Source organism: Micromonospora sp. R77, from assembly GCF_022747945.1.
Taxonomy (GTDB): domain Bacteria; phylum Actinomycetota; class Actinomycetes; order Mycobacteriales; family Micromonosporaceae; genus Micromonospora.
In genome coordinates this window covers 2,581,611-2,606,088 of sequence record NZ_JALDST010000001.1, presented here as the reverse complement: position 1 = coordinate 2,606,088, position 24,478 = coordinate 2,581,611, and the positions used below count along the sequence as shown (strand labels likewise).

At 73.4% G+C, this 24,478-nt stretch carries 26 protein-coding genes, 1 tRNA gene and 1 pseudogene; 15 read left to right on the top strand and 13 right to left on the bottom strand.

Annotation, left to right across the window (positions count from 1 at the left end):
- The first annotated feature begins 239 nt into the window (after nucleotides 1–239).
- Complete coding sequence (corA, locus tag MRQ36_RS12050; RefSeq protein ID WP_242795072.1) at nucleotides 240–1,388, top strand: magnesium/cobalt transporter CorA; 1,149 nt, start codon at nucleotides 240–242, stop codon at nucleotides 1,386–1,388.
- Nucleotides 1,389–1,478: 90 nt separating this feature from the next.
- Here the strand turns inward: corA and MRQ36_RS12045 are convergent, their stop codons facing one another.
- Nucleotides 1,479–2,318, bottom strand: coding sequence for a hypothetical protein (locus MRQ36_RS12045; RefSeq protein WP_242795070.1), 840 nt, complete (start codon nucleotides 2,316–2,318; stop codon nucleotides 1,479–1,481).
- A gap of 84 nt (nucleotides 2,319–2,402) precedes the next feature.
- Here MRQ36_RS12045 and MRQ36_RS12040 point away from each other — a divergent pair, with 84 nt between their 5' ends.
- Nucleotides 2,403–2,933 (top strand): peptidylprolyl isomerase, encoded by a 531-nt coding sequence (locus MRQ36_RS12040; protein ID WP_242795068.1) that lies wholly within the window; start codon nucleotides 2,403–2,405, stop codon nucleotides 2,931–2,933.
- A 25-nt stretch (nucleotides 2,934–2,958) separates the two neighbouring features.
- Complete coding sequence (locus MRQ36_RS12035; RefSeq protein ID WP_242795066.1) at nucleotides 2,959–3,909, top strand: rhomboid family intramembrane serine protease; 951 nt, start codon at nucleotides 2,959–2,961, stop codon at nucleotides 3,907–3,909.
- Between the two features lie 70 nt (nucleotides 3,910–3,979).
- Here MRQ36_RS12035 and MRQ36_RS12030 read toward each other — a convergent pair whose 3' ends face one another.
- Complete coding sequence (locus tag MRQ36_RS12030; RefSeq protein WP_242795064.1) at nucleotides 3,980–4,408, bottom strand: PH domain-containing protein; 429 nt, start codon at nucleotides 4,406–4,408, stop codon at nucleotides 3,980–3,982.
- 98 nt (nucleotides 4,409–4,506) lie between these two features.
- On the opposite strand from MRQ36_RS12030, the gene MRQ36_RS12025 reads away from it, so the two are divergent.
- The 6 genes and pseudogenes from MRQ36_RS12025 (at nucleotide 4,507) to MRQ36_RS12000 (ending at nucleotide 10,422) form a co-directional block, all read left to right on the top strand.
- Nucleotides 4,507–5,679: an acetyl-CoA C-acyltransferase gene (locus MRQ36_RS12025; RefSeq protein ID WP_242795062.1), complete on the top strand. Its 1,173-nt coding sequence runs from the start codon at nucleotides 4,507–4,509 to the stop codon at nucleotides 5,677–5,679.
- 74 nt (nucleotides 5,680–5,753) lie between these two features.
- Nucleotides 5,754–6,821: a phosphotransferase gene (locus MRQ36_RS12020; RefSeq protein ID WP_242795058.1), complete on the top strand. Its 1,068-nt coding sequence runs from the start codon at nucleotides 5,754–5,756 to the stop codon at nucleotides 6,819–6,821.
- A 165-nt stretch (nucleotides 6,822–6,986) separates the two neighbouring features.
- On the top strand, nucleotides 6,987–7,499 hold the full coding sequence (locus MRQ36_RS12015; RefSeq protein WP_242795056.1) for a hypothetical protein: 513 nt from the start codon (nucleotides 6,987–6,989) through the stop codon (nucleotides 7,497–7,499).
- 69 nt (nucleotides 7,500–7,568) lie between these two features.
- Nucleotides 7,569–8,261 carry a response regulator transcription factor gene (locus MRQ36_RS12010; protein ID WP_242795048.1) on the top strand — a complete coding sequence of 231 codons (693 nt, stop codon included), beginning with the start codon at nucleotides 7,569–7,571 and terminating at the stop codon, nucleotides 8,259–8,261.
- Between the two features lie 102 nt (nucleotides 8,262–8,363).
- Nucleotides 8,364–9,761, top strand: a pseudogene (locus MRQ36_RS12005) (sensor histidine kinase); the annotation flags it as partial.
- Between the two features lie 55 nt (nucleotides 9,762–9,816).
- Nucleotides 9,817–10,422: a hypothetical protein gene (locus tag MRQ36_RS12000; RefSeq protein WP_242795046.1), complete on the top strand. Its 606-nt coding sequence runs from the start codon at nucleotides 9,817–9,819 to the stop codon at nucleotides 10,420–10,422.
- Between the two features lie 60 nt (nucleotides 10,423–10,482).
- Here MRQ36_RS12000 and MRQ36_RS33880 read toward each other — a convergent pair whose 3' ends face one another.
- Genes MRQ36_RS33880 through MRQ36_RS11985 form a run of 3 tightly spaced genes read right to left on the bottom strand, consistent with a single transcriptional unit; the run spans nucleotide 10,483 to nucleotide 13,170 of the window.
- The gene (locus tag MRQ36_RS33880; protein ID WP_242795044.1) at nucleotides 10,483–11,535 is read right to left on the bottom strand and encodes a ricin-type beta-trefoil lectin domain protein; all 1,053 of its coding nucleotides are present in this window, start codon (nucleotides 11,533–11,535) and stop codon (nucleotides 10,483–10,485) included.
- Nucleotides 11,536–11,588: 53 nt separating this feature from the next.
- Nucleotides 11,589–12,485, bottom strand: a complete 897-nt coding sequence (locus MRQ36_RS11990; RefSeq protein ID WP_242795042.1) for a transketolase family protein — start codon at nucleotides 12,483–12,485, stop codon at nucleotides 11,589–11,591.
- A 1-nt stretch (nucleotide 12,486) separates the two neighbouring features.
- Nucleotides 12,487–13,170, bottom strand: coding sequence for a transketolase (locus MRQ36_RS11985; RefSeq protein ID WP_242795040.1), 684 nt, complete (start codon nucleotides 13,168–13,170; stop codon nucleotides 12,487–12,489).
- 46 nt (nucleotides 13,171–13,216) lie between these two features.
- On the opposite strand from MRQ36_RS11985, the gene soxR reads away from it, so the two are divergent.
- Nucleotides 13,217–13,681, top strand: coding sequence for a redox-sensitive transcriptional activator SoxR (gene soxR, locus MRQ36_RS11980; protein ID WP_242795038.1), 465 nt, complete (start codon nucleotides 13,217–13,219; stop codon nucleotides 13,679–13,681).
- Between the two features lie 4 nt (nucleotides 13,682–13,685).
- On the opposite strand, the gene MRQ36_RS11975 is transcribed toward soxR, so the two are convergent.
- Both MRQ36_RS11975 and MRQ36_RS11970 read right to left on the bottom strand, forming a co-directional pair.
- Nucleotides 13,686–14,660 (bottom strand): NAD(P)H-quinone oxidoreductase, encoded by a 975-nt coding sequence (locus MRQ36_RS11975; RefSeq protein ID WP_242795036.1) that lies wholly within the window; start codon nucleotides 14,658–14,660, stop codon nucleotides 13,686–13,688.
- Nucleotides 14,661–14,669: 9 nt separating this feature from the next.
- Nucleotides 14,670–15,209 (bottom strand): AAA family ATPase, encoded by a 540-nt coding sequence (locus MRQ36_RS11970; RefSeq protein ID WP_242795034.1) that lies wholly within the window; start codon nucleotides 15,207–15,209, stop codon nucleotides 14,670–14,672.
- Nucleotides 15,210–15,305: 96 nt separating this feature from the next.
- Between MRQ36_RS11970 and MRQ36_RS11965 the strand changes: the two genes are divergently transcribed.
- Nucleotides 15,306–15,392 (top strand) — tRNA-Ser (locus MRQ36_RS11965).
- A gap of 54 nt (nucleotides 15,393–15,446) precedes the next feature.
- On the opposite strand, the gene MRQ36_RS11960 is transcribed toward MRQ36_RS11965, so the two are convergent.
- Both MRQ36_RS11960 and MRQ36_RS11955 read right to left on the bottom strand, forming a co-directional pair.
- Nucleotides 15,447–15,746: a DUF5615 family PIN-like protein gene (locus MRQ36_RS11960; protein WP_242795032.1), complete on the bottom strand. Its 300-nt coding sequence runs from the start codon at nucleotides 15,744–15,746 to the stop codon at nucleotides 15,447–15,449.
- Nucleotides 15,743–16,105 carry a hypothetical protein gene (locus tag MRQ36_RS11955; protein ID WP_242795030.1) on the bottom strand — a complete coding sequence of 121 codons (363 nt, stop codon included), beginning with the start codon at nucleotides 16,103–16,105 and terminating at the stop codon, nucleotides 15,743–15,745. The genes MRQ36_RS11960 and MRQ36_RS11955 overlap by 4 nt, the downstream gene beginning before the upstream one ends.
- Before the next feature lie 81 nt (nucleotides 16,106–16,186).
- On the opposite strand from MRQ36_RS11955, the gene MRQ36_RS11950 reads away from it, so the two are divergent.
- Nucleotides 16,187–16,720: a YbhB/YbcL family Raf kinase inhibitor-like protein gene (locus MRQ36_RS11950; protein WP_242795029.1), complete on the top strand. Its 534-nt coding sequence runs from the start codon at nucleotides 16,187–16,189 to the stop codon at nucleotides 16,718–16,720.
- 46 nt (nucleotides 16,721–16,766) lie between these two features.
- On the opposite strand, the gene MRQ36_RS11945 is transcribed toward MRQ36_RS11950, so the two are convergent.
- Nucleotides 16,767–17,477, bottom strand: a complete 711-nt coding sequence (locus MRQ36_RS11945; RefSeq protein ID WP_242795028.1) for a bifunctional 2-polyprenyl-6-hydroxyphenol methylase/3-demethylubiquinol 3-O-methyltransferase UbiG — start codon at nucleotides 17,475–17,477, stop codon at nucleotides 16,767–16,769.
- A gap of 209 nt (nucleotides 17,478–17,686) precedes the next feature.
- On the opposite strand from MRQ36_RS11945, the gene MRQ36_RS11940 reads away from it, so the two are divergent.
- Nucleotides 17,687–19,471, top strand: coding sequence for a hypothetical protein (locus MRQ36_RS11940; protein WP_242795027.1), 1,785 nt, complete (start codon nucleotides 17,687–17,689; stop codon nucleotides 19,469–19,471).
- A 10-nt stretch (nucleotides 19,472–19,481) separates the two neighbouring features.
- Here MRQ36_RS11940 and MRQ36_RS11935 read toward each other — a convergent pair whose 3' ends face one another.
- Complete coding sequence (locus MRQ36_RS11935) at nucleotides 19,482–20,264, bottom strand: ferric iron reductase (protein ID WP_242795026.1); 783 nt, start codon at nucleotides 20,262–20,264, stop codon at nucleotides 19,482–19,484.
- 327 nt (nucleotides 20,265–20,591) lie between these two features.
- Here MRQ36_RS11935 and MRQ36_RS11930 point away from each other — a divergent pair, with 327 nt between their 5' ends.
- A complete protein-coding gene (locus tag MRQ36_RS11930; protein ID WP_242795025.1) occupies nucleotides 20,592–22,118 on the top strand; it encodes a peptide deformylase in 1,527 nt (508 codons plus the stop codon).
- 112 nt (nucleotides 22,119–22,230) lie between these two features.
- On the opposite strand, the gene MRQ36_RS11925 is transcribed toward MRQ36_RS11930, so the two are convergent.
- Entirely contained in the window at nucleotides 22,231–23,349 is a 1,119-nt protein-coding gene (locus MRQ36_RS11925; RefSeq protein ID WP_242795023.1) for a globin domain-containing protein, read from the bottom strand.
- 216 nt (nucleotides 23,350–23,565) lie between these two features.
- Between MRQ36_RS11925 and MRQ36_RS11920 the strand changes: the two genes are divergently transcribed.
- Entirely contained in the window at nucleotides 23,566–24,300 is a 735-nt protein-coding gene (locus MRQ36_RS11920) for a CPBP family intramembrane glutamic endopeptidase (RefSeq protein WP_242801038.1), read from the top strand.
- 4 nt (nucleotides 24,301–24,304) lie between these two features.
- On the opposite strand, the gene MRQ36_RS33240 is transcribed toward MRQ36_RS11920, so the two are convergent.
- The gene (locus tag MRQ36_RS33240; RefSeq protein ID WP_278187485.1) at nucleotides 24,305–24,472 is read right to left on the bottom strand and encodes a hypothetical protein; all 168 of its coding nucleotides are present in this window, start codon (nucleotides 24,470–24,472) and stop codon (nucleotides 24,305–24,307) included.
- Between the last annotated feature and the right edge of the window lie 6 nt (nucleotides 24,473–24,478).

The following is a 24,478-nucleotide window of genomic DNA, read 5'->3' as shown; positions in this document are numbered from 1 at the left end:
CACCTTTCCGGTGTCAGGTCCGAGGCTCGGTAGCCGTACCCCCGGCCGCCGCCGGAGCCCGGCGCGCGCAGCATCACTCCCGCCCCCGAGGTGCCGGGTGGGCCGTGTCGCCCCTCACCCCCCTGACGCGGCCGGCCCGCCCGGCACCGCCCACCGTCCCGGCCCGCTCGCCCGCGCGCGGGGTCACCCACGGCGGCGTAACCTGCAACCCGCAGTGTCAGCGCGCGGAGGGGGGCGAGATGACGGACCGGACGGAACGCGACCGATCCACCGGGCAGGACGGCAACCGGATGGTCAGGCCGCGCCCCTGGGCGGCCCCGGTGCGCGCCATGTCGCGGATCCTCAACGCCGACGGCTCGCCGCGCACCCCCGCGCCGGCCGGTCCGGGACGCAGCGGGGTGGTCGACTGCGGCCTCTATGTCAACGGTGAGCGTCAGCCCGGCGACTGGCACTACGCCGACGCGCTGGAGGCGGCCCGCCGGGAGCGCAACGCGTTCGTCTGGCTGGGGTTGCACGAGCCCGAACTGACCGAGATGACCGCCATCGCCGACACCTTCGGGCTGCACGAGCTGGCCGTCGAGGACGCCGTCAAGGCCCAGCAGCGGCCCAAGCTGGAGCGCTTCGGCGAGGTGACCTTCCTGGTCCTGCGCACCGCCCGGTACTGCGAGCACGCCGAGCTGACCGAGAACTCCGAGGTGGTGGAGACCGGCCAGGTGATGCTCTTCATCGGGCCGAACTTCCTGATCAGCGTCCGGCACGGCGACGCCTGCCGGCTCGCCCCGGTCCGTGCCGACCTGGAGGCCAAGCGCGACCTGCTGCTGCACGGTCCCTGGGCGGTCGCGTACGCGGTCACCGACCGGGTGGTCGACCTCTATCTGGAGGTCGCCGACCAGTTGGAGGACGACCTCGACGTGCTGGAGGCGGACGTCTTCGACCGGCAGGGCAACGGCCGGATCCAGCGGATCTACCAGATGAAGCGGGAGCTGGTGGAGTTCAAGCGCGCGGTGATGCCGTTGCAGCGCCCGTTGCTGACGCTCACCGCGCAGGTCAACCGGGAGGTGCCGCAGGAGGTACGGCGCTACTTCCGCGACGTGCAGGACCACCTGAGCCGCACCGTCGAGCAGGTGAACTCCTACGACGACCTGCTCAACTCGATCCTCCAGGCGCGGCTGGCCCAGGTCACCGTCGACCAGAACGACGACATGCGCAAGATCGCCGCCTGGGCCGCGATCGGCGCGGTGTGGACCGCGATCGCCGGCATCTACGGCATGAACTTCAAGAACATGCCGGAGTTGGGCTGGACGTACGGCTATCCGGGGGTGTGGGCCGTGAACCTGGGCCTGTCCTTCCTCCTCTACCGCTGGTTCCGCCGCAACGGCTGGCTCTGACCCGTACGGCCGAAGCGCCGGACCGGGACGCGGAAGCGCCGGCCACGCGGGGGGCATCCCCGCGCGCCGGCGCTTTCCGTGACCCGGTGGTCAGCGACGACCGCTGGTCTTCGCGGTGCTCCTGCCGTTGTTCAGCGCCTTGGTGATGTCGTCGGCCGGCCGGCCGGTGACCTCGGTGGCGCCCTCGGCGACCGACGGGACCTTGTCGTTCGGGTGGATCACCGGCTGGGTGCCGGGGGTGGTGGTGGAGGCGCTGTCGCCGCCGGCCACCGCCGAGCTGCCGGCGCCGGTCGGGCCACCGGCCATGCCCGAGCCGCTCGACATGGTCGAGGCGTCGGTCACCTTCGCGCTCGGGTCGGGGGTCTCCACCACGATGGTGTCCACGTCCTCGCGCATCGGGTCCAGCTTGCCGGTCGGGTCGTACTCGGCCCACTCCTGCTGCTCGCGGCGGCGGCGCATGGCCATCGCCCCGGCCAGGCCGGCGACGGTGCCGGCGGCCAGCAGGCCGGTCATCATGCCGCCGCGCGACTTCTTCTGCTTCTTCTTGGCCGCCTTCAGGTTCTTCGCCTTGGCCTGCTTGCCCGCCGCCGACATCTTGGCGGCGGCGGCCTTCCGGCCGGTGAGAGCCTTGCCCGCGGTCTGGGCCTGCGCGTTGCGCACGGCCAGCACCAGCGGCGCGATGGCCGCCACCGTCGACGCGACACCGCTCGACGCGCGGTCCCGCACGACGACCGCGGTGGGCGCGACGGCACCCCGGGCTGCCTGGACCCGCGGGCCGACCGTGGCGCCGGCACCCTTCGCCGCGTACGTCGCGGCCTGCCTGAGGTGACCGATGCCCTGGTTCAGCTCGGCCTTGGCCAGCTGCCCCTGGGTCTTACGCCGCCCGATTCCAAACACGTTCCCACCTCCTGGGAGTCGATCCTTCGTCATCCTCCACCTTCGGATGCCTCCGCGATGCCAGATCGGGCACATGGGAGGATCCGCATGGAACTGACCAACGAGTGAGGAGTACCCGTGGCCGAGGCTGTCTACGCCACCTTGCACACCAACGCTGGCCCGATCCGGCTGGAGCTCTTCCCGAACCACGCGCCGAAGACCGTCCGCAACTTCGTCGACCTGGCCGAGGGCACCAAGGAGTACACCGACCCGCGCACCGGTCAGCCGGGCAACGGGCCGTACTACGACGGCACCATCTCGCACCGGGTGATCAGCGGCTTCATGATCCAGATGGGCGACCCGACCGGCACCGGTCGCGGCGGGCCGGGCTACACGTTCGCCGACGAGTTCCACCCGGAGCTGCGTTTCGACCGGCCGTACCTGCTCGCGATGGCGAACGCCGGGCCGGGCACCAACGGCTCGCAGTTCTTCATCACGGTCTCGCCGACGCCGCACCTGAACAACCGGCACACCATCTTCGGTGAGGTGGCCGACGAGGCGTCGCGGAAGGTCGTGGACCAGATCGCGAACACCCCGACCGGCCCGAGCGACCGGCCGCGCCAGGACGTGGTGATCGAGCGCGTCGAGATCGAGCGCAAGCCGGTCTGAGCATCAGCCGGGTACCTTTGCCCACATGACTGAGCGCTCCGGGCCGGCAGGCGACACCACCGGTGGGTCGGTGCCGACCACTCCGGTCTGCTACCGCCACCCCGACCGGGAGACGTACGTCCGCTGCACCCGGTGCAACCGGCCGATCTGCCCGGAATGCATGCGGGACGCGTCGGTCGGGCACCAGTGCCCGGAGTGTGTGAGCGAGGGACGCCGTGGCGTGCGGCCGGCGCGTACCGCCTTCGGTGGCGGTGCCGCCGGCCGGCACGGCTATGTGACCAAGGTCCTGATCGCGCTGAACGTGCTGATGATGGTCCTCTCCATCGCCTCGGACCGGGGCGGGGACGCGGCGGCCGGCGGCTCCGGCTTCGGCGGGCTGATGGGCGGCAGCACCCCGCTGACCGACTGGGGTTCGGTGCTGGCCTACGCCACGTACACCGAGGGTGGGCCGCTGCACGGGGTCGCGGCCGGTGAGTGGTACCGCCTGGTCACCGCGATGTTCCTGCACTACGGCGTGGTCCACCTGCTGCTCAACATGTGGGCGCTCTGGGTGCTCGGCCGGACCCTGGAGGCGGTGCTCGGTCCGCTGCGTTTCCTGGCGCTCTATCTGCTCGCCGGGCTCGGCGGCAACGTCGCGGTCTATCTGTTCAGCGCGCCCAACAGCACGTCGGCCGGCGCGTCGACGGCCATCTTCGGCCTCTTCGCGGCCATCTTCGTGATCATGCGCCGGCTGGGCCGGGACACCTCGTCGATCGTGCCGATCCTGGTGATCAACCTGATCTTCACCTTCACCGTGCCGGGCATCTCCATCGCCGGTCACCTGGGCGGCCTGGTAATCGGTGCGGTGATGGCGCTGGTGCTGGCGTACGCCCCGCGGATGCGGCGGACCGTCTTCCAGGCCGCCGGCAGCGCGATCGTGCTGGTGGCGCTGGTCGGGCTGGCCCTGGTCCGCACCGGGATGCTGACCGGCGGCTGAGGCAGCGGCTCACCGGCGTCGGCCCGGACGCCCAGCGGGCGCCCGGAGGCCCCGGCGGCGCGTCGACGGCTCAGCGGGCGGCGTCCCGGGCGGCGTGCAGTGTCCCGGCCACCTCGTCGAGCGGCGCGTCCAGGTCGTACCGGCCGAAGAGGTGCAGCGACTCGCCCGCGTCGATCTCCAGCGTCTCGCTGGTCAGCCCCCGGTGGGACCGGCGTGCCACGGTGATCGCCTCGACCTGCGACCAGGGCAGGCGACGACGCCCGGCGAAACCGTGCGCCACCGTGATCCCGCCGGGATCGACGGCCAGCCGGACCGGGGCGACCAGGTCGCGTGCCGCCCAGCCGGCCAGGAGTGCGGCGACGACCCCGGCCACCACCGGCCGGACCGGGTCGCCGTCGGCGAGGAGCAGTCCGAGCGCGACCAGCAACGCCGCACCGATCAGCTTCGCGACGGGCAGGACCCTCGGGACCCGCCACTGCCGGTTCGGGGATGGATGCACCGCCCCAGCATGCCAGCGCACCGGTCGCCGGACGGGGGCGGACGACGGGCCCCGCAGGACGTAATATCGGGAGCAGCCCAAGTTACCGGGGAGTAAACATGAGTGACGCGGTCATCGTCGGTGCGGTACGGACCCCGGTCGGGCGGCGCAAGGGCAGCCTCGCCGGCGTCCACCCGGTCGATCTCTCGGCGCACGTGCTGCGTGCCCTCGCCGAGCGGACGGGCATCGACCCCGAGCTGGTCGACGACGTGGTCTGGGGTTGCGTGTCGCAGGTCGGCGAGCAGTCCTGGAACATCGCCCGTAACGCCGTGCTCGCCGCCGGCTGGCCCGAGTCGGTCCCCGGCACCACCCTCGACCGGCAGTGCGGGTCGAGCCAGCAGGCGCTGCACTTCGCCGCCGCCACCGTGCTCTCCGGCCAGGCCGACCTGGTGGTGGCCGGGGGCGTCGAGTCGATGACCCGGGTGCCGATGGGTTCCAGCGTGGCCGGTGGCATGCCGTTCAGCGACGCGATCCTGGAGCGTTACCGGGGCGTCGAGGGGGTCGCCGCTGACTCCCCGCTCCCCTTCAACCAGGGCGTCGGGGCCGAGCTGATCGCCCAGCGGTGGCACTTCTCCCGCACCCAGCTCGACGAGTTCGCGCTGGCCAGCCACGAGAAGGCGGCCGCCGCGCAGGACGCCGGGGCGTTCGACCCGGAGCTGGCCCCGGTGGCGCTGGCCGACGGCGGCAAGTTCGCCGCCGACGAGGGCATCCGCCGGGACACCACGCTGGCCAAGCTGGGCGAGCTGAAGACCCCGTTCCGGGAGGACGGGGTGGTCACCGCCGGGTCCGCGTCGCAGATCTCCGACGGCGCCGCGGCGCTCGCCGTCACCACCAGCGAGTGGGCCAGCCGGCACGGGCTGCGCCCGCTGGCCCGGGTGCACACCGCCGTGGTCGCCGCCGACGACCCGGTGGTCATGCTCACCGCCCCCATCCCGGCCACCGCCAAGGCGCTGCGCCGCGCGGGGCTGGGCATCGAGGAGATCGGGGTGTACGAGGTGAACGAGGCGTTCGCCCCGGTGCCGCTGGCCTGGCTGGCGGAGACCGAGGCGGACCCGGAGCGGTTGAACCCGCGCGGCGGGGCGATCGCCCTGGGCCACCCGCTCGGCGGCTCCGGCGCCCGGATCATGACCACGATGCTCCAGCACATGCGGGACAACGGCATCCGTTACGGCCTGCAGACCATGTGCGAGGGCGGCGGCATGGCCAACGCCACCATCGTCGAGCTGCTCTGACCCGCTGACGCTGCGCCCGGTGGCGGGCCGGAATCTGCTCGCCACCGGCCCGGCCACCGCCTAGTCTCCGGGGCGTGACGACGCCCCGCACCGACGCGCCGGAGCAGTTCCCCGCCGACAGTTCGGAGACGACGCCTGCCGGCGGCCCGCAGGCGGCCGCAGCGGGACCGGAGTGGTCGACCGAGCGGTGGCAGGACGAGGCGCTGGCCTGGGTCGGTGCCGCGCTGGCCCGGCACGGGCGGCGGGTCACCGGTCCGGCCGAGCCCCGGGTCCGCCCCTGGTCGCTGGTCTGGCGGCTGCCCACCGACGCCGGCCCGGTCTGGTTCAAGGCCAACAACCCGGGCACCCGGTACGAGACGGTGCTCCTCGCCGAGCTGCCCGGCCGCTGCCCCGGCGCGCTGCTCGACCCGATCGCGGTGGACGAGGAGCGCGGTTGGTCACTGCTGCCCGACGGCGGTCCGAGCCTGCGCGACACCCTGGCCGGGCGGCCCGACGTGACGCACTGGGAGCGGGTGCTGCCGGCGTACGCGGCGCTCCAGATCGCGGTCGCGCCGGAGGCGGCACGCCTGGTGGGGCGGGGTGTGCCCGACCAGCGGCCGGAGCGGATGCCGGCGCTGTTCGACCGGCTGCTGGCCGACGGGGAGGCGCTGCTGCTCGGTGCGCCGGACGGCCTCACCGCCGAACTGCACGGGCGGCTGCGGGCGTACCGGCCGGAGTTCGGGGAGCTCTGCCGCCGGTTGGCGGCGACGGGGGTGCCGGCCAGCATCCAGCACGACGACCTGCACGACGGCAACGTCTTCGTGGCGGACGACGGATACCGCTTCTTCGACTGGGGGGACGCCTCCGTGGCGCATCCGTTCGGCACCCTGCTGGTGACCCTCCGCTCGGCGGCGTACGCCGGTGGGCTGCAGCCGGGCGACCCGGCGCTGGTCCGGCTCCGGGACGCCTACCTGGAGCCCTGGACCGACCGGTACGACCGTCCGACCCTGCGGGAGTCGGCGGGCCTGGCCATGCGGGTGGCCACGGTGGGCCGGGCGCTGTCCTGGCGGCGGGCCCTGCGCACGAGCGACCCGGCCCGCGCCGAGTACGCGTCGGCGGTGCCCGGCTGGCTCGGCGAGCTCTTCGCCGACCTCCCGGTCTGACCCGACCTCCCGGTCTGACCCGACCCGCCGGTCTCACCCCCTGCCGGTCCGACCCGGTCTGCCGGTGCGATCCGGCGTCGGACAGCACGTGCGATGTGCGCGGTGGAAGTTGCAGAAATCGGCGGTGACCCATATCACCCCTGCTCAGCGGTCGTTGCACAGGGCATGGACGTCTTCTCCCGAACGTTCCTTCCCGCCGCCGCCGACACCGGCCTGGCGACCCAGACGGTCAGCCGGCACATGCCGATCTTCCGGCGCTGCGTCGGCTCCGGTGACGCCACCGTCCTGGTCGCCCGGTGCAGCCGCCCCGACCACCCGGTCGGCGGCGACTACCTGCTGCTGCTCACCCACCGCCGGCTGGTGGTCACCCAGCAGACCCGGGTCCTGCACCGGCTGCGCCTGCACCTCAACACCGAGCTCCGCGAGCTGAGCAACGTGACCTGGAGCCCGGACCCGCGTTCGCACAGCGTCGAGCTGGCGGCCACCGCCGTCGACGGGCTGCGCGAGCGGTTCCTCATCCGCACCCAGCACCCGAAGCAGGTGTGGGAGCTGGACACCCTGCTGCACCACGCCTTCCGGACCCGCCTGCGGACGCCGGCCGAGCGGCTGGTCGCCACCATCGGCGAGTCGCCCGCCGCCGGCCGGCCGGCGGCGTTCCGCCCGGCTCCGGTGCGCTGACGAGTTCCTTACCTGATCCGAACGTTCCGCTGACCACTGCGACGGCCACCGGTCGGTAATCATGGGCCGGTGACCGTCGACGCCGCGCAGCGCGGGCTCGTCCTGGTGGTGGAGGACGAACCGGCCATCGCCGACCTGGTCCGGCTCTATCTGAGCCGGGACGGGTTCGGCGTACACCTGGAACGGGACGGCACCGCGGGCTTGGCCGCCGCGCGGCGGCTGCGCCCGGTGGCCTGCGTTCTCGACATCGCGCTGCCCGGCCTGGCCGGTACGGAGATCTGCCGGCGGCTCCGCGAGGCCGGCGACTGGACGCCGGTCATCTTCCTCACCGCCCGCGACGACGAGGTGGACCGGATCGTCGGCCTGGAGCTGGGTGCGGACGACTACGTGACCAAGCCGTTCAGCCCGCGGGAACTGGTCGCCCGGGTCCGCGCGGTGCTGCGCCGCACCGCCGGGGCACCGGCCGGGGCGGAGCAGCCGCGCGTCGTCGGGCCGGTCACCCTCGACCCGGCCCGCCGGACGGTCACCGCCGCCGACCGCCCGGTCCAGCTCACCTCGACCGAGTTCGACCTGCTCGCCCACCTGATGGCCCGCCCCGGCCGGGTCTTCACCCGGGAGGAACTGCTCGCCGGGGTCTGGGGCTACGCCGCGCACGCCGGCACCCGGACCGTGGACGTGCACGTCGCCCAGGTCCGCGCGAAGCTCGGCCCGGCCAGCGTGATCCGCACCCACCGCGGCGTCGGGTACGCGGCCGATGCCTGACCCCGCCGGCCCACCGCCCGCCGGCCCACCGCCGTCCGCCGGGGCGGGCCGGGCGCACCAGCCGACCGTCGCCCTGCCCGTGATCGGGGCACGGACCGCGCCGCCGCCGGCGCCCGCCGCCGGTTCGCCCGCACGCTCACCGCCCGCGCGGTGCTGGTCACCTGCGCGGTGGCGCTGGTCTCGGTGCTGGTCACCGCGCTGGTCGCGGTGCCGCTGGCGGTACGCGGCGTGGAACGACGCGACCAGGAGGCGCTCGCCGCGCAGGCCCGCCTCGCCGCCGACGTGCTGCGGATCCGCCCGGCCCGGCAGCGCGACACCGCCGGGGAGCGGCTGATCCGCCAGCTCCAGCAGCAGGAGATCGACGTGTACGTGGTGCACGCCGGCCGGGCCGACCGCCCCGGGCTGCCCCAGCAGGTGGTGAACCGGGTCTCCGCCGGTCGAAACGTCTCCGGCCGGCGGCTGGTCGACGGGGAACGGGCCCTGGTCGAGGGGCGGGCGCTGCCCGGCGGCGACGGCGTGGTGCTGACCCGGACCACCCGGGGTGGCCCCTGGCGGCAGGTGCTGCGCAGCCTCTGGCTGCCACTGCTCGCCGGGCTCGCCGCCGGGGTGGTGGCCGGGCTGCTGCTCGCCCGCCGGTTGGCCCGCCCGATCCGGGTCGCCGCGACCGCCGCCGCCCGGCTGCGCGCCGGGGACCGGGCGGTACGCGTACCGGTGGAGCCGCCGGACGAGGTCGCCGACCTGGCGTACGCGCTGAACGGGCTGGCGGCGGCGCTGGCCACCAGCGAGGGACGGCAGCGGGAGTTCCTGCTCTCCGTCTCGCACGAGCTGCGCACCCCGTTGACCGCGATCCGGGGCTATGCCGAGGCGCTCGCCGACGGGGTGATCGACGCAGCCGACACACCCGCCACCGGGCGGACCATGCTGGCCGAGGCGGAACACCTGGACCGGCTGGTCCGGGACCTGCTGGCGCTGGCCCGCCTGGAGGCCGCCGACTTCCCGCTCGACCCGGGACCGGTCGACCTGACCCGGTTGGCAATGGACGCCGAACGCACCTGGTCGGACCGGTGCGCGGCGATGGGCGTGCCGTTCCGGGTGGAGGTGCCGGCCGGGCCGGTGCCCGCGTACACCGATCCGGGGCGGATCCGGCAGGTGGTCGACGGGCTGCTGGAGAACGCGCTGCGGGTCGTACCCCCGGGGGCGCAGGTGGTGCTCGCGGTCCGGCCGGCGGGCGCGGACCCGGCGGCCGGCGGCGTGCTGGAGGTCCGCGACGGCGGACCCGGCTTCACCGACGACGACCTGGCGGTGGCCTTCGAGCGGGGTGCGCTGCACCAGCGGTACCGGGGGGTGCGCAAGGTGGGCAGCGGGCTCGGGCTGGCGCTCGCCGCCGGGCTGGTCCGCCGGCTCGGTGGCGAGATCGCCGCCGGGCACGCGGCGGAGGGCGGGGCGGCCTTCACGGTCCGGCTGCCCGGTGATCCTTACCTGACCCGAACACGGGGCTGACGCTCCGCTCGCCGAGGCGCGGGAGGCTGGGGTTCCACGGACGAGAGGACAACCGATGTCACGTCAGGGAATCGCCACCGGCGTCACCGCGCTGCTCGCCGCCGCCGCGCTCGGCCTCGCCGGCTGCGGCCCGGCCCAACTGGCGGAGGGTACGGCCAAGCAGACCGCGGTCGACGTGGCCGCCGCGATGGGGGCGGACGGTCAGGCGCTCACCGCGATGGGCTTCGACGCGGCCGACCTGGACGTGGAGCCGGTCGCCGCCACCGCGTCGCCCGACCCGTCCGCCTCCACCCAGGCGGGTCCGAAGGACAAGCAGGGGGCCCGGGGGCAGGAGTGGCGCAAGCGGCACCGGGCCCGGGTGCTGCTGCGGAAGAACACCCTGCACGGCGAGGTCGTGGTGCAGACCAAGGACGGCGGCACGAAGACCGTCGCCGTGCAGCGCGGCCAGGTGACCGCGATCGACGACAAGTCGATGACCGTGAAGTCCACCGACGGCTTCACCATGACCTGGACCTTCGGCGACGACCTGCGGGTGGTCGAGCGGCGCAGCACCATCCAGTCGACGGACGTCAAGGTCGGCACCACGGTCGGCGTGGCCGGCGCGAAGGAGGGCTCCGGCGGCGTCGCCCGGCTCGTCGTCGTCCCGCGCAAGCAGAGCTGAAAGGAGGGGCCCCCTGTTAACGGATTCCGTTGTACAGGGGGCCCCTGTTAACACGTCGGCTCAGTAGACCCGGGAGCCGATGAAGTCGTCGTGGCCGTAGCCGACCGGGTTGGCGAACGACCTCGACTCGAAGGACCACTGCTGGCGGGTGCTGGTGGAGCAGGTCGCCAGCCGCAGCCGCGGGGTGCCCAGCCACGGGTTGTCGAACGCCACGCAGAGGTTCGTCGCGCCGGCCGGCTTGAGCTGGTTGCCGGCGAAGACGAACTTCTGGTTGGCCCCGCCGTGGCAGTCGTAGATGTTGACCGCCGTGTTCGCGGTCAGCGACCCGCCGGAGACGTCCAGGCAGCGGTCGTGGGAGAGCTCGGAGTGCAGGCTCTGCCGGATGGGGTCGTACCAGAAGCCCTGGTTACGGCCGCCGTGGCAGGCGTACGACTGCTGGACCGTGCCGTTGCGTGAGTCGTACCCCTTGCCGTCCACGCAGGTGCCGGTGGCGGCGTTGCGGAGCTGCTTGAACTCCAGCAGCCCCGGATAGAGCACGCCCTGCCCGGTGCTGGCCGGGTCGACGCAGGTGGCCTGCTGCTGGCCGGAGTTCCAGAACTGGGTGATGCACTGGGCGAACATGCCGTGCCCGCGGTAGTTGGGGTGGAACGACTGCCGGGCCGCGTTCTCGTCCCAGATGCCGACCTCGATGTAGAGGCCGCGTACGGAGGTGTTGTCGGTGCACACCTCGTGGCCGTGGAAGAGCCGGCTGGCGTCCAGGTAGCGGGTGCCGGTCGCGGTGGCCGCCGCGCGCAGCGCGGACTCGAAGAGCGGCACCGCCTTGTTCCGGGCGAACGCGGCGTCGGCCAGATAGAGCAGGCAGCCGCCGGAGTACCAGCCGGGGAAGTTCGGGTTGTCCTCGACGTCCGGGCTGCCCGGGCTCGGGTACGACATCAGCACCAGCTCGTAGTCGGAGCGGAGGTAGCCGGCCCCGGTCATGGTCTGCCGGATGGAGTCGACCGCGTCGATCACCGCGCGCCGGCTGCCGTCGGTGCGGATCGTCCACTGGTCGGTGTAGGTGCCGTAGCAGGTGCCCTGGAGGAAGACCCGGCGTACGGCGCAGTCGGTGGCCACCGGTCCGAACTGGATGGTGCCGTCCCCGTTGGCGCCGGCCGGAACCCCGGGCCTCAGGCGGCGGCCGGGACCCGGGTGAGGAACGCGTCGACCGAGCGGCGGATGCCGGCCGCGTCCAGGCCGTGCCACCGGGTGTGGTCCTCGGCCGAGCCATAGCGGCGCAGCTCCGCGCGGCCCACGCCGAGGGCGAGCAGCCGGTGCGGCCGGTCGGCCAGCGCCTCGGCCACCACCCGCGCCGACGTGCCCGCCAGGTAGGGCTCCACCAGGATCACCTCGGTGCCGGCCAGGGCCCGCAGCCCGGCCGCGTCGAACGGGCGCGGCCGATGGGTGTACGCCACGGTCACCGGCACCCCGGCCACCGCGGCCAGCGCCGCGTCGAGCACCGGGCCGACCGCCACCAGCAGCGGCGCGCCGGGGCCGGCGTCCCGGACCACCCGCAGGCTCCCGTCGCCCGGGTGGGCCCGGTCGTTGCTCAGGGTCGACAGCCGCAGATAGGTCGAGCCCTCCCCGGCCACCGCGTCGCGCAGCAGACCGGGCACCTCGTCCCGGTGCCCGGGCACGTGCACCGTCCAGCCGTTCAGGGTGTCGAGCAGCGCCACGTCGGCCGGCCCCAGGTGGGTACGCCCGGCCTCCGCCCGGTCGTACGAGCCGCCGATGCCGACCAGCACCGCGCCGACGCCCTGGTGGTCGAGGTCCAGCTTGATCTGCTCGTACGCCCGCTCGACCAGGAACGGCGCGTAACTGTGCACCACCGGCCGCAGCCCGGTCAGCGCGAGCCCGCCGGCCACCCCCACCATCAACTGCTCCCGGATCCCCACGTTGAGCACCCGGTCCGGGTGGCGTTCCGCCGCCGGGGCGAACGCGGCGGCGGAGATGTCCGCCAGCACCACCGCCGTACGCGGGTCCTCGGCCAGCAGCCCGGTCATGGTGTCGATGAACGTCTCCCGCATGTCACTCCCCGTCCTTGACGACCGCGACGACGACGTGCGGCCGGTGGTTGTCGTGCCCGGTGAGGGCGGCGTGCAGGGCGTCGTGGTCCCGCCCGTCGACGGTGGCGGCGGTCCAGCCGTTGACGGTGAACCGGCTGGCGGCCCCGCCCGGCCACCCGTGGCTCGCCGAGCGGTTGTCCAGCACGATCGCGGTCAGGTTCGCCAGCCCGGTCGCCCCGGCGTACGCGATCGCCTCGTGGTTGCTGCCCTCGTCCAGTTCGGCGTCGCCGAGCAGCACGTACACCCGGGGGTCGAGTCGGCCCTGGGCGCGCAGGCCGAGCGCGGTGCCCACGCCCAGGCCGAGGCCGTGCCCGAGCGAGCCGGAACCGATCTCCACGCCGGGCACCAGCAGCCGGTCCGGATGGTCGCCGAGCCGGCTGTCGGGTCCGCCCTGGTCGTCCAGCCACTCGACGGGGACGAAGCCCTTCGCGGCGAGCAGCGCGTAGTAGCCGGCGACGGCGTGCCCCTTGGAGAGCAGGAAGCGGTCCCGGTCCGGGTCGTCGACAGTGGCAGGGGTGATCCGGAGCACCCGGTCGTAGAGCACCTGGAGCACGTCGAGGGTCGAGTACACGTTGGGGCCGAACTCGCGGCCGGCGCGTACCCGCTCCAGCAGTGGTCCGAGGGCGGTGGCGGTGGTCGTGGTCATGCGGTTAGCCTGCAAGTTGAAGGGCACTTCAACTCAAGGCGACGTGATGCACGAATCCCTGCTGACCATCGGCCAGCTCGCCGCGCGCAGCGGCGTGGCCCCCTCGGCGCTGCGCTACTACGAGCGCCTCGGCCTGATCCGGGCCGACCGCACCGGCGGCAACCAGCGCCGCTACGCCCGCTCCGAACTGCGCCGGGTGGCGTTCATCCGGATCTCCCAGCAGGTCGGCGTCTCGCTGGACGAGATCCGGGCCGCGCTGGACTCGCTGCCGGCCTCCCGTACGCCGACCGCCACCGACTGGGCGGAACTCTCCACCGCCTGGCGGGACCGGCTGGAGGAGAAGATCCGGCTGCTCGGGAAGCTCCGCGACGACCTGGAGGGCTGCATCGGCTGCGGCTGCCTGTCGTTGCAGCGCTGCGCCCTCTACAACCCGGAGGACTCGCTGGCCGCCGAGGGCCCCGGCGCGCGGCTCGTGCTGCCGCACGCCGGAGCGGACCCGGCACCCGTCTGAGCCGTCACACCACCAGCAGCACCTTGCCCAAGTGGTCGCTCGCCTCCACCAGCCGGTGCGCCTGCGCCGCGTCGGCGATCGGCACCCGGCGGTCCACGATCGGCCGGACCGCACCAGAAGCGACCAGCGGCCACACCTGCTCGCGGACCCCGCGGACGATCTCCGCCTTCTCGTCGAGCGGCCGGGACCGCAGCGCGGTGGCCGCCACCGAGGCCCGCTTCGCCAGCAGCATCCCCAGGTCCAGCTCGCCCTTGCGGCCACCCTGCATGCCGATCACCACCAGCCGGCCGCCGGTGGCCAGCGCCGCCACGTTCCGGGGCAGGTAGGCGCCGCCCATGATGTCCAGGACCACGTCCGCGCCCCGACCGTCGGTGACCTTGCGGACCTCCTCGACGAAGTCCTGCTCCCGGTAGTCGATGGTGTGCGCGGCACCCAGCTCGCGCAGCCGTTCGTGCTTCGCCGACCGGGCGGTCACCACCACGGTCGCGCCGAGCGCCACCCCGAGCTGCACCGCGAAGGTGCCGATGCCGCTGCCGCCGCCGTGCACCAGCAGCGTCTCGCCCGCCGCGAGCCGGGCCAGCGCCACCACGTTCGACCAGACCGTGCAGGCCACCTCGGGCAGCGCCGCGGCGTCGACCAGGTCGACGCCCGCCGGCACCGGCAGCAGCTGCCCGGCCGGCACCGCGACCCGCTCGGCGTACCCGCCGCCGGCCAGCAGGGCGCAGACCTCCTGGCCGACCTCCCAGCCGGTCACGTCCGGACCGAGGGCGGCGACCACCCCGGAGCACTCCAGCCCGGGGTACGCGGGCGCGCCCGGCGGCGGCGGATAGTGCCCCTGCCGCTGGAGCAGGTCCGCGCGGTTCACCGCGCTCGCCCGCACCTGCACCACCACCTCACCGGGGCCGGGCTGCGGGTCGGGCACCTCCGCCCAGACGAGTGCCTCGGGTCCACCGGGTTCCGGGATCGTGATCGCGCGCATGGCCCAGTCTTACCCGATCCGGCCGTCCGTCCACGCCCGGGCCAGGATCTCGTCCACCGTCTCCGCCGGGGTCTGCGCCGAGGTGTCCAACCAGAGCCCGATCCGGGGGGTGTCGGCCCGGAAGCCCGCGTCCAGGTCGGCGACCGGCCAGTCGCCGTACCCCCGCTTGGGCCGGTCCCGCTCGCGCGCCGCGACCACCTCCGGACGCGGGGCGAGCACCACCACCGCGAGGGGCCGGTGCCGGATCCGCGCGACCATGGCCGGCAGCTCCGCGCCGAGCACCACGTCCTGAAGTACGACGGTGAAGCCGGCCACCGCGTACCCGTCGGCGGCCTGCGCGGCGAGGTCGTAGCGCAGCCGCAACTGCCGCAGCGCCTCCTCGGACGGCTGCGCGGTCATCTCGGCCCGGCCGTTCACCACCATCCGGCGGAACAGGTCACCGCGCAGGTGCACCGAGCGGGGCAGCCGCCGGGCCAGCAGTTCGGCCACTGTGGACTTGCCGGCGGCCATGATTCCGGTGATCAGGACCACCGACGGGGTCTCCCACATCCCGCCATCCTGTCAGCGACGGTGGGACACGCGCTCGCCCGACGGCCGGCGCGTGGCAGACTAGGCACGGCGCGTACCCCTCGGGGGCGCGGGCCGGGAGGGTTCGCCTAGTGGCCGATGGCGCTGGTCTTGAAAACCGGTAAGGCAGCGATGTCTTCGTGGGTTCGAATCCCACACCCTCCGCAGTCTCAGCCGACACCCAGCCAGCTCACGCCGTCAGGGCCGGGAGGCGCTTGGTCAGCACCGCATCCAGCGCGTCCGCTCACCGGACGAGCCCTGGTCGGGTCCGGGGAACCGCCTGGCCGACACGAGGACGATTCCGGCGTGGGGCATCAGCGGAGCCAGCCGGGCGAAGTCGCTGACGTTCTCGGTGACGACGCAGCGTTCGTGCCGGGTGGACCAGGCCAGGACGTCCTCGTCCGAGCGGGCTGACAGGCCGACCTCCAGGTCAAGCGCGGCCAGGACATCGTGGGCCCGTTCCCGGAGCTGACGCGCGAGCAGCGGTGGGTACATCTCGTCGAGCAGCAGGCCGGTCATGCGTCGCGGCGCCGGAGCAGGCCCTGCTCGGCCTGCCACAGCCGTTCCTCCCGCTCGGCGGCCTCGTGGTTGGCCCTGATCAGCTGGTCGATCTCCGCCGAGTAGGTGGCGTAGTAGCGCAGGGCGGTGGCGATCTGCTCCCGACCGAGTCCGGTGACCTCCATCAGCTCGGCCGCCAGCTTCTCACCTTCGAGGTCGGGGGATTCGGCGCGCACGGCGTGCAGTGCGCCGACCACCTCCCAGACGTCCGGGCCGCCGTTGAGCGCCGCCCGGCGGCCGGCCGGGCCGGATCGGAAGATCACGCCCGGGTGTTCGTACGTCCGGAGGGACTCGTCCACGAACAGGGTCGGCTCGGACACGGCGGGCTTTCGGTTCGGACGGGGGTGCGGAGGGGGTATGAAGGGGGCGCAGGAACCCGTGTACCGGAAGGACCCGTCCCGATGACCCTGGAACGACCGATCGCCCCCGACCCGTACGAGCTGCTGCCGACGGTGCCGTCGTTCACCCTGACCAGCGACGACGTGCACAACGGCGAGCCGATGGACGCGCGGTACGCGCACGACAGCGTCGGTGGCGGGAACGTCTCCCCGCAGCTGGCCTGGTTGGGCTTCCCCGACGAGACGAAGAGCTTCGTGGTGACCTGCTTCGACCCGGACGCGCCCACCGGCAGCGGCTTCTGGCACTGGGTGCTGGTGGACGTCCCCGCCTCGGTCACCGAGCTGCCGAGCGGGGTGAAGGAGGCCGACCTGGGCGGCGCGTTCAGCGTCCGCAACGACTACGGCGACACCGGGTACGGGGGCGCCGCCCCGCCGCCCGGTGACCGCCCGCACCGCTACGTCTTCGCGGTGCACGCGCTCGATGTGGAGCGCCTCGACGTCGGCCCGGGGGCCAGCCCCGCGTACGTCGGCTTCAACCTGGCGTTCCACACCCTGGCCCGGGCGGTCATCCGCCCGACCTTCCACGTGAGCGAGTAGCGGGAGGCGGGGAGGGCCCCGGTCGACGAGGCCCTCCCCGCACCGCTCAGGCGGGGACGCGGGCGACGGCGAAGACGGACTGCCCGAACGGCGGCCGGACGAGTTGCTCGGCCGCCTTCGTCGCGGGGAGGACCAGGGTGTCGTAGACCTTGACCATCGGCCCCTCCTTCGGCATCAGCCGGAAGACCTTGGTCGCCATGAAGTAGCCGATCAGGCCGAGCGCGTTCGCGTAGTGGATCTTTTCGACGGTCAGCCCCGCCTCGGTCATCGCAGCGGAGAGGCTCTTCTTCGTGTACCGCCGCACGTGGCCGGTGGCGATGTCCGCCGGGCTCATGGCGAACTGGAAGGCCGGCACGATGATGACCACCGCGCCGCCGGGCCGGACCAGCTCGCGCATGCTGCGCAGCGCGCCCACGTGGTCGTCGATGTGCTCCAGCACGTTGTACGACACGGCCGCGCTGTAGTCGCCGCGCTCGGAGTGCGGCAGCAGCATCTGCCGGACCTCGATGTTGGGGTGCTCGGCGAGCCGCTCCTTGAGCTGGACCAGCCGGTCCGGGTCGGCCTCGGTGGCCGTGATCCGGGGCAGGTGCGCCGACCACTCCAGCGCATAGTCACCGAGCCCGCTGCCGATCTCGATGGGGTTGTCACCGAGGTAGGGCACCGCCAGCTCGACGAACCACCTACGGTGGTTGACCGCCGTTGCCAGGCCTTCGAGCACCTCCGACTGGACGCGCTGATCCCCAGTGATTTCTGCCATGCGTCGATTCCTCACGATATGACTGACCCGCGCCTGGACCGACAGAGTGAACCATCCAGAGGGACGGCGGAAGAATCGGGGCACCGTGGTGGCCGAATTGCGGTCGGGGGTGGGCACGTGATCGGCGGTCGGCGAACCCGGCACATAGTACGCCAGTACTCAGAAACATGTCACGGGCCTGCCATACCCTGACTACGCTCCGAATTGTTATGACTACTCCTGAATCGGACGCGCGCGAGGCCCCGGGTCGGGTCGCCCGGGGCGCGTGGACCGATGCCGCCGCCGTGCTCAGCTTCGTGCTGCTCGCCTTCTGGGTGACCGGGCGGTTCTGGCTGCACCCGGCCGCCGGCGTACGGGACAACCGTACCGATCAGGCGCAGTTCGAGTGGATGATGGCGCACGGTGCGCGAGTGGTCACGCAATTAGCCTATCCATTCACCTCGGACCGGATGAATGTCCCGGACGCCGTCAATCTCATGGCGAACACGTCCGTATTATCCGTTTCATTGCCAATGACGCCGGTCACCGTGCTCTTCGGTCCCCGGACGGCCTTTCTGGTCTTTCTCACCGCCGGGCTGATCGCCACCGGCGTCGCCTGGTACTTCGTGCTGTCCCGGGTGCTCGTCGGCAGCCGGGGACCGGCCTGGCTCGGGGCCGGCTTCTGCGCCTTCGCGCCGGCGATGGTGTCGCACGCCAACGCCCACCCCAACATCGTGTCGCAGTTCGTCGTGCCGCTGCTGGTCTGGCGCACCCTGCGGCTGGCCGAACCGGGGCGGTGGCTGCGCAACGGCGTACTGCTCGGGCTGCTGGTCGTCTGGCAGGCGTTCCTCAACCTGGAGATCCTGCTGATGACCGCGATCGGGCTCGCCGTCATGGTGGCCGTGCTCGCGCTCGCCCGACCGGAGCTGCGCCGGGGCGTACGGCCGTTCGGCGCCGGACTCGCGGTGGCCGCCGGTGTCGCCGGGACGCTGCTGGCGTACCCGCTGTACGTGCAGTTCTTCGGGCCGGGCGCGTACCGGGGGCTGTCGCCGCTGATCCGGGGCTACCGCACCGACCTGGCCTCCTTCGTCGCCTGGTCCCGGGAGTCGTTGGCCGGGGACGCGCGCGGCAGCGCCTGGCTGGCCAGGAACGCCACCGAGGAGAACGGTTTCTTCGGCTGGCCGCTGGTCGTACTCGTGATCGCGCTGGTCTGGTGGCTGCGGCGCAGCGCGGTCGTGCTCGGCCTGGCCGCCCTCGGCCTGCTCTTCGGCCTCTTCTCGCTGGGCCGCGAGATCGTCTACGACGGGCGGGAGACCGGGATCCCCGGGCCGTGGGCCCCGTTGGAGAACCTGCCGGTCCTGCACTCGGTGGTGCCCACCCGCTGGTCCCTCGCGCTGACCCCGATCATCGGGGTGCTGCTGGCCCTCGGCGCCGAGCAGGTACGCCTGCTGGCCCGGCGGCATCCGGCCGCCCGGCCGGGGATCCGGTTCACCACCGCCACCGTGCTCACGATGGCCCTGCTGCCGATCCTGCCCACCCCGCTGCCCTCGGTACGCCTCGACCCGACGCCCCGGTTCGTCACCTCCGGCGCCTGGCGACCCTACGTGGCGGGCGGGCACAGCATCGTCACCCTGCCGCTGCCGGACACCACCTACGCCGACCCGCTGCGCTGGTCGGCCGAGACCCGGCTCGGGATGCCGCTCGCCCGTGGTTACTTCCTCGGCCCGGACACCCGGCCCGGCGCGCACCGGGTCGCCCTGTTCACCGCGCCGCCCCGGCGCACCAGCACCTTCTTCGGCATCATCCGGCAGACGGACGCGGTGCCGCCGATCAGCCCGCTGGACCGGGTCACCGCGGTCGACGACCTGCGCTACTGGCGGGCCGGGGCGGTGATCCTCGACCCCCGGCTGCGGCAGGCCGGCTCGCTGTACCGGGGGATGACCGCGTTGACCGGGATCGAGCCGGTCCGCACCGGCGGGGTCTGGCTCTGGGACGTCCGCCCGCTGGTCGACTGAACGGCAGCGGTCAGGAGGGGCGGACGCAGCAGCCCTGGCAGATCTTCGGCCGGGGCAGGGTGAAGGCGAGGCAGCAGGTGCGGCGCTGCACGGTCGGCTCGCCGGCCGGGCCAGGGACCAGTTCCACCAGGTCGGCCAGGTCGAGGGCGTCGAGCAGCGTGCCGATGCTCCGGGTCGACGAGCCGGGCAGCGCGTCGGCGGCCCGCAGGATGCCGTGGGCGATCCCGGAGGCGACCGAGCCGAGCAGGGTACGGGTGCCGAGCCGGACCTCCGCCTGGATCGCCGAGATCAGCGGGGCGAGGTGGGCGTCGAGCAGGGAGCCCCGCAGCTGCGCCAGCAGCGCGGCCTCGTCGGCGACCACCCGGATCTCCGGTGCGCCGGTCAGCGCCAGCGGGTCGGTCGGCAGCACCGCGACCGTCGTCGAGCGGCGCAGGCCGAGGGTGAGCAGCGGCCGGTGGTCCTCGAAGTGGACCAGCACGTCGGCCGGGTCGAGCAGCGGCACCCGCCGGGCCGAGGCCCAGCCGAGCACGACCGGCAGGGCCGCCCAGTAGCTGTACGACTTCCAGGCAAGCGCGGCGCAGGCGTGCGGCGTACCGCCCCAGCGGACCGAGGCGGCCTGCAGGAACCGGGGCAGGAGGGTGCCGTCGACCAGCCGGGTCGCCGGGCTCCAGTGGGGCTCCTCCGTGGTGACCAGCAGCCCGGGGGTGAGGCCGGGCAGGTCGTCGGTGCCGAACATGGCACGCAGGGTCGCGGTCACCGGGGCGAGCGGCGCGGCGACGTCCTGCCCCGGCATCACCGCTGTCACCTGATCCGTCCCCTGTCTGGTCGCCGGGCGCTCGGCCCGTACCTGTCAGCTGAGCTAAGGCTAGCCTAACCACAGCGGTCGGTCCGGGGGAAGGGACGGCGGCGGCGGATGAGGAGGTCCCGGTCACTCCGGCGACCCGTATCCGCCTACTACCCGGCGGTGGGGCCGGAAAACGCCGGCCAGCGGGGCGTCGAGGCGGCGAAAGCATTGACGAACATTGCTGGATTGTCAAGCACACTGTCGAATACGAGGCAGTTTCAGTACACGTTCGGGCACGGAACGTGAAACTGGTTACTCCCGGCCACGAGGAAACTGATGACGACCTCTCCCATCGAGCGGGCCGCCGACTCGTTCGCGGCCGAGCTCGCCCGCCACCGCACCGGCCGGGGGCTGTCCAAGAAGCAGCTCGCCACCCTGATGGGCTTCGACCCGTCGTACGTCAGCCACGTCGAGGGCCGCCGGCACCGCCCCACCGAGGACTTCGCCCGCCGGGCCGAGGCCGTCCTGGAGGCCAGCGGCGCGATCTGGCAGCGTTTCCGGGAGTACGACGACCTGCGGCACGCCCGCACCGGCAACGGCCACCGCGAGCTGCCCGTGCCCGGCCAGTGGCTGCCGCCCGGCACCGGCCTGGTGGTCGAACGGGAACTGGCCACCCTCACCCACACCGACGACGGCTACCGCTGCGTCATCAGCCGCGAGCTCTACAACGCCGGCACCGAGCCGGTCAGCCGCTACCTGGTCCGGGTCGCCGTCGACCGTTACCCCAACGACCCCGGCCGCTCCAACCGGCACCACCGGGAACACCCGCTCACCTTCGCCGAGCTGGACCTGCGGGCCTACCGGGACGACGGGGGCGAACGGGAGCCGATGCACTGGCGGGCCAAGCACGACCGGGACGCGTTCAAGGAGATCTGGCTGCTCTTCGAGAACGGCGAAGGTCGCTTCCCGCTCTATCCCGGCGACCGGGTCACCATCGAGTACTCGTACCAGGTCGGGCGGGAGAAGTGGGGGCCGTGGTTCCAGCGGGCCGTCCGGCTGCCCACCCGGCACCTCGCCGTCCGGCTGGACCTGCCCGCCGACCTCGACCCGCAGGTCTGGGGAGTGCAGACCTCGCTCTCCGCCGAGGAGGGCCCGCTGCGTACGCAGATCCAGCGCCACGACCGGGGCGGCCGGGCGATCTTCGACTGGGCCACCGACGAACCGCCGCTCAACGCCCGCTACCGCCTCCAGTGGCGGTTCCGCGGCCAACCGCCGGACGTCGAACCGGAGCCGGCCGGCGGGGCCCGCGTCCGGCCCAGCGACCGGATGCGCGACATCGGCATCGTCCAGCGCGGCGAGGATGTGCTCCGGCAGCACGCCCGGCAGTTCGACCTGCCCCGCGACGAACGGACCGCCCGGTCCGTGGTCGACCGGCTCGCCGCGATGCTGGACCGCCTGGACGAGCTGCACCCGTTCAGCAAGGGCGTCGGCATCGCCGCTCCCCAGCTCGGCCTCGGCTGGGCCGCCGCCGTGATCCGACCCGCCGACCGGGCCGCCGAGCCCGTCGTGCTGCTCAACCCCCGGGTGGTGGACACCGCCCACGACACCGACGAGCAGTACGAGGGCTGCCTCTCCTTCTTCGACCACCGTGGCCTGGTGCCCCGCCCGCTGCGGATCGACGTGGAACACGCCCAGTGGGACGGCAGCCGGATCATCACGTCCTTCGAGTACGCGATGGCGCGGCTGGTCGTGCACGAGATCGACCACCTGGAGGGGCGGCTCTACGTCGACCGGATGGCCCCGGGCGTACCGCTGGTGCCCGTCGAGGAGTACCGCGAGACCGGGAATCCCTGGCGCTACTGAGATCCCGGTACGCGGGCCGGTTGCCGGCCCGGCCCGCGTACCGGCGAACGGGGGGCCGGGTCGCGTGCCCCAGGGGGCGGGGGCACGCGACCCGGCTCGGGGGGAGGAATGTCTAGAGATTGCCGAAGGTGTCGTACCGGATGGTGTCCGGCGGGACCTCGTCCTCGGCCAGTACGCGCAGGGTGGACCGGACCATCCGGGCGGAGCCCGACACGTAACAGTCGTGCGCCGTCCACGGTCCGTAGCGGCTCACCACGTCGGAGATGTCGCCCAGCTCACCGTCGAAGTCCGGGTCCGCGCTGCACGCCGGGGTCACCGACAGCCAGGGATGGGCGGCCACCAGCTCCGCCAGGCCGGCCAGACCGTACAGCTCCTCCCGGTGGCGGGCGCCGTAGAAGACGTGCACCCAGCGGGTGCGGTTGACCGTGGCCAGCTCCTCGACCAGCGCCTTGATCGGGGCCAGCCCCACCCCGCCGGCCACGCAGAGGATGTCCCGCGGCGAGGACCGGTCCAGCGTCATCGAGCCCATCGGCGCGGCCAGCCGCAGCAGGTCACCCGGCTTGGTGCGGCGGACCAGCGCACCGGAGAGCCAGCCCGCGCCGGCCGGCGTACGGATGTGGAACTCCAGCACGTTGTCGTCGTTCGGCGCGTTCGCCACCGAGTACGTCCGCCACACCCGGGGCAGGTGCCGGGGCGCCTCGACGCTGACGTACTGGCCGGCCTGCCAGACCAGCGGGGACTGCAACGCGCGGACCGTCAGCACCGCGGTGTCCGGGCCGTACCGCTCGTGGGTCAGCACCTCCGCGTGCCAGAACGGCGGGTTCCCGTCCGCCGCCGCCCCGGCCAGCATCTTCTCGCAGATCCCCGCGTACGCGTCCCGCCAGGCCTGGTCGTACTCCAGGTTCCAGCCGTCCCCGGCGGTGCTGCGCAGCGCGTCCAGCAGGGCGACGCCCATCGTCTCGTAGTGCGCCGCGTCGACGTGGTACTTGCGGTGGTCCCGGCCCAGCGCGCGGAGGTACTCGTCGAAGCTCTCCGGGTCGCCGACGGTCTGGGTGGCGGTGACGATCGCCTCGAGGATCCGGTCGCCCTGCCCGGTCATCGCCACCGGGAAGAGCTTGCGCAGCTCAGGGTCGAGCAGGAACAGCCGGGCGTAGAAGTGCCCGCTCAGCCGCTCCCGGTCCTCCTCGACCAGGGTCCAGCTCTCCTTCAACAGCCGCGCGAAGTTCTCCACGGGGGCACGCTCCTTCTCCTTACGGCGGATCGGGCCCGCATAGAATGTCCACGGAGCGTGCACATCGGTCGCACAGAATGTGCGATCACCTCACGCCGGTCGTGAGGGCGGTGCCACCGGGGCCTCGCATGCGGCACAGTGGGTCCCGTGAGCGCGAGGAGCGAGCCGGGCCAGCGAGCCCCGCAGTCGCGAACAGAAGGTGGCGTGTCCCGCCGGATGCTGGGCACCGAGACGCTGCTGGTGCTCGGGCTCTCCCTCGGCCAGTCCGCGGTCTACGCGATCGTCTCGCTGGCCGCCAAGCTGACCGCCGCGGGTCCGCTGTCCAAGCAGACCGCGGCGCTGAACACCTCCCAGTCGCCCCGGCCCTACCTGGACCTGACGTACCAGCTCGTCGGCATCTGCTTCGCGCTGCTGCCGGTGCTGCTCGCCGTACACCTGCTGGCCCGGGACCCGGGCGAGCCGGCGCGGACGCTCGGGGTCGACCTGAGGCGGCCCGGGTCGGACCTGGCCCGGGGCGCCGGTCTGGCGGCGCTGATCGGCCTGCCCGGCCTGGCCCTGTTCTGGGCGGCGGCGCAGCTCGGCGTCAATGCCACCCTGGTCCCGGCGGCGCTGCCGCACCTGTGGTGGGCGGTGCCGGTGCTGATCCTGGCCGCCGTGCAGAACGCCGTGCTGGAGGAGGTGATCGTGGTCGGCTACCTGGTCACCCGGCTGCGGCAGCTGCGCTGGCGGCTCGGCGCGGTGCTCGCGGCCAGCGCGGTCCTGCGCGGCTCCTACCACCTCTACCAGGGCTTCGGCGCGTTCCTGGGCAACGCCGTGATGGGCGTGATCTTCGCGTTCTTCTTCCTGCGCACCCGCCGCGTGCTGCCGCTGATCGTCGCGCACACCCTGCTCGACGTGGTCGCCTTCGTCGGCTACGCGCTGCTGCCCAGGGCCTGGTTCGACTGGCTCTGACCGGTCAGCGGGCCCGCGCCGGCCGGTAGGCACCGACCGCCCGGGCGGCCAGGCGTTCCGCGGCGGCCGTGTTCCCGGCCGCTGCGGCGAGCGCCGCCGCCCCCGGCAGCAGCCGCGAGGCCAACCGCAACCCCAGCCAGCCGCCGGCCTGCGCGGCCAGCGGGGCCGCCAACCGCCA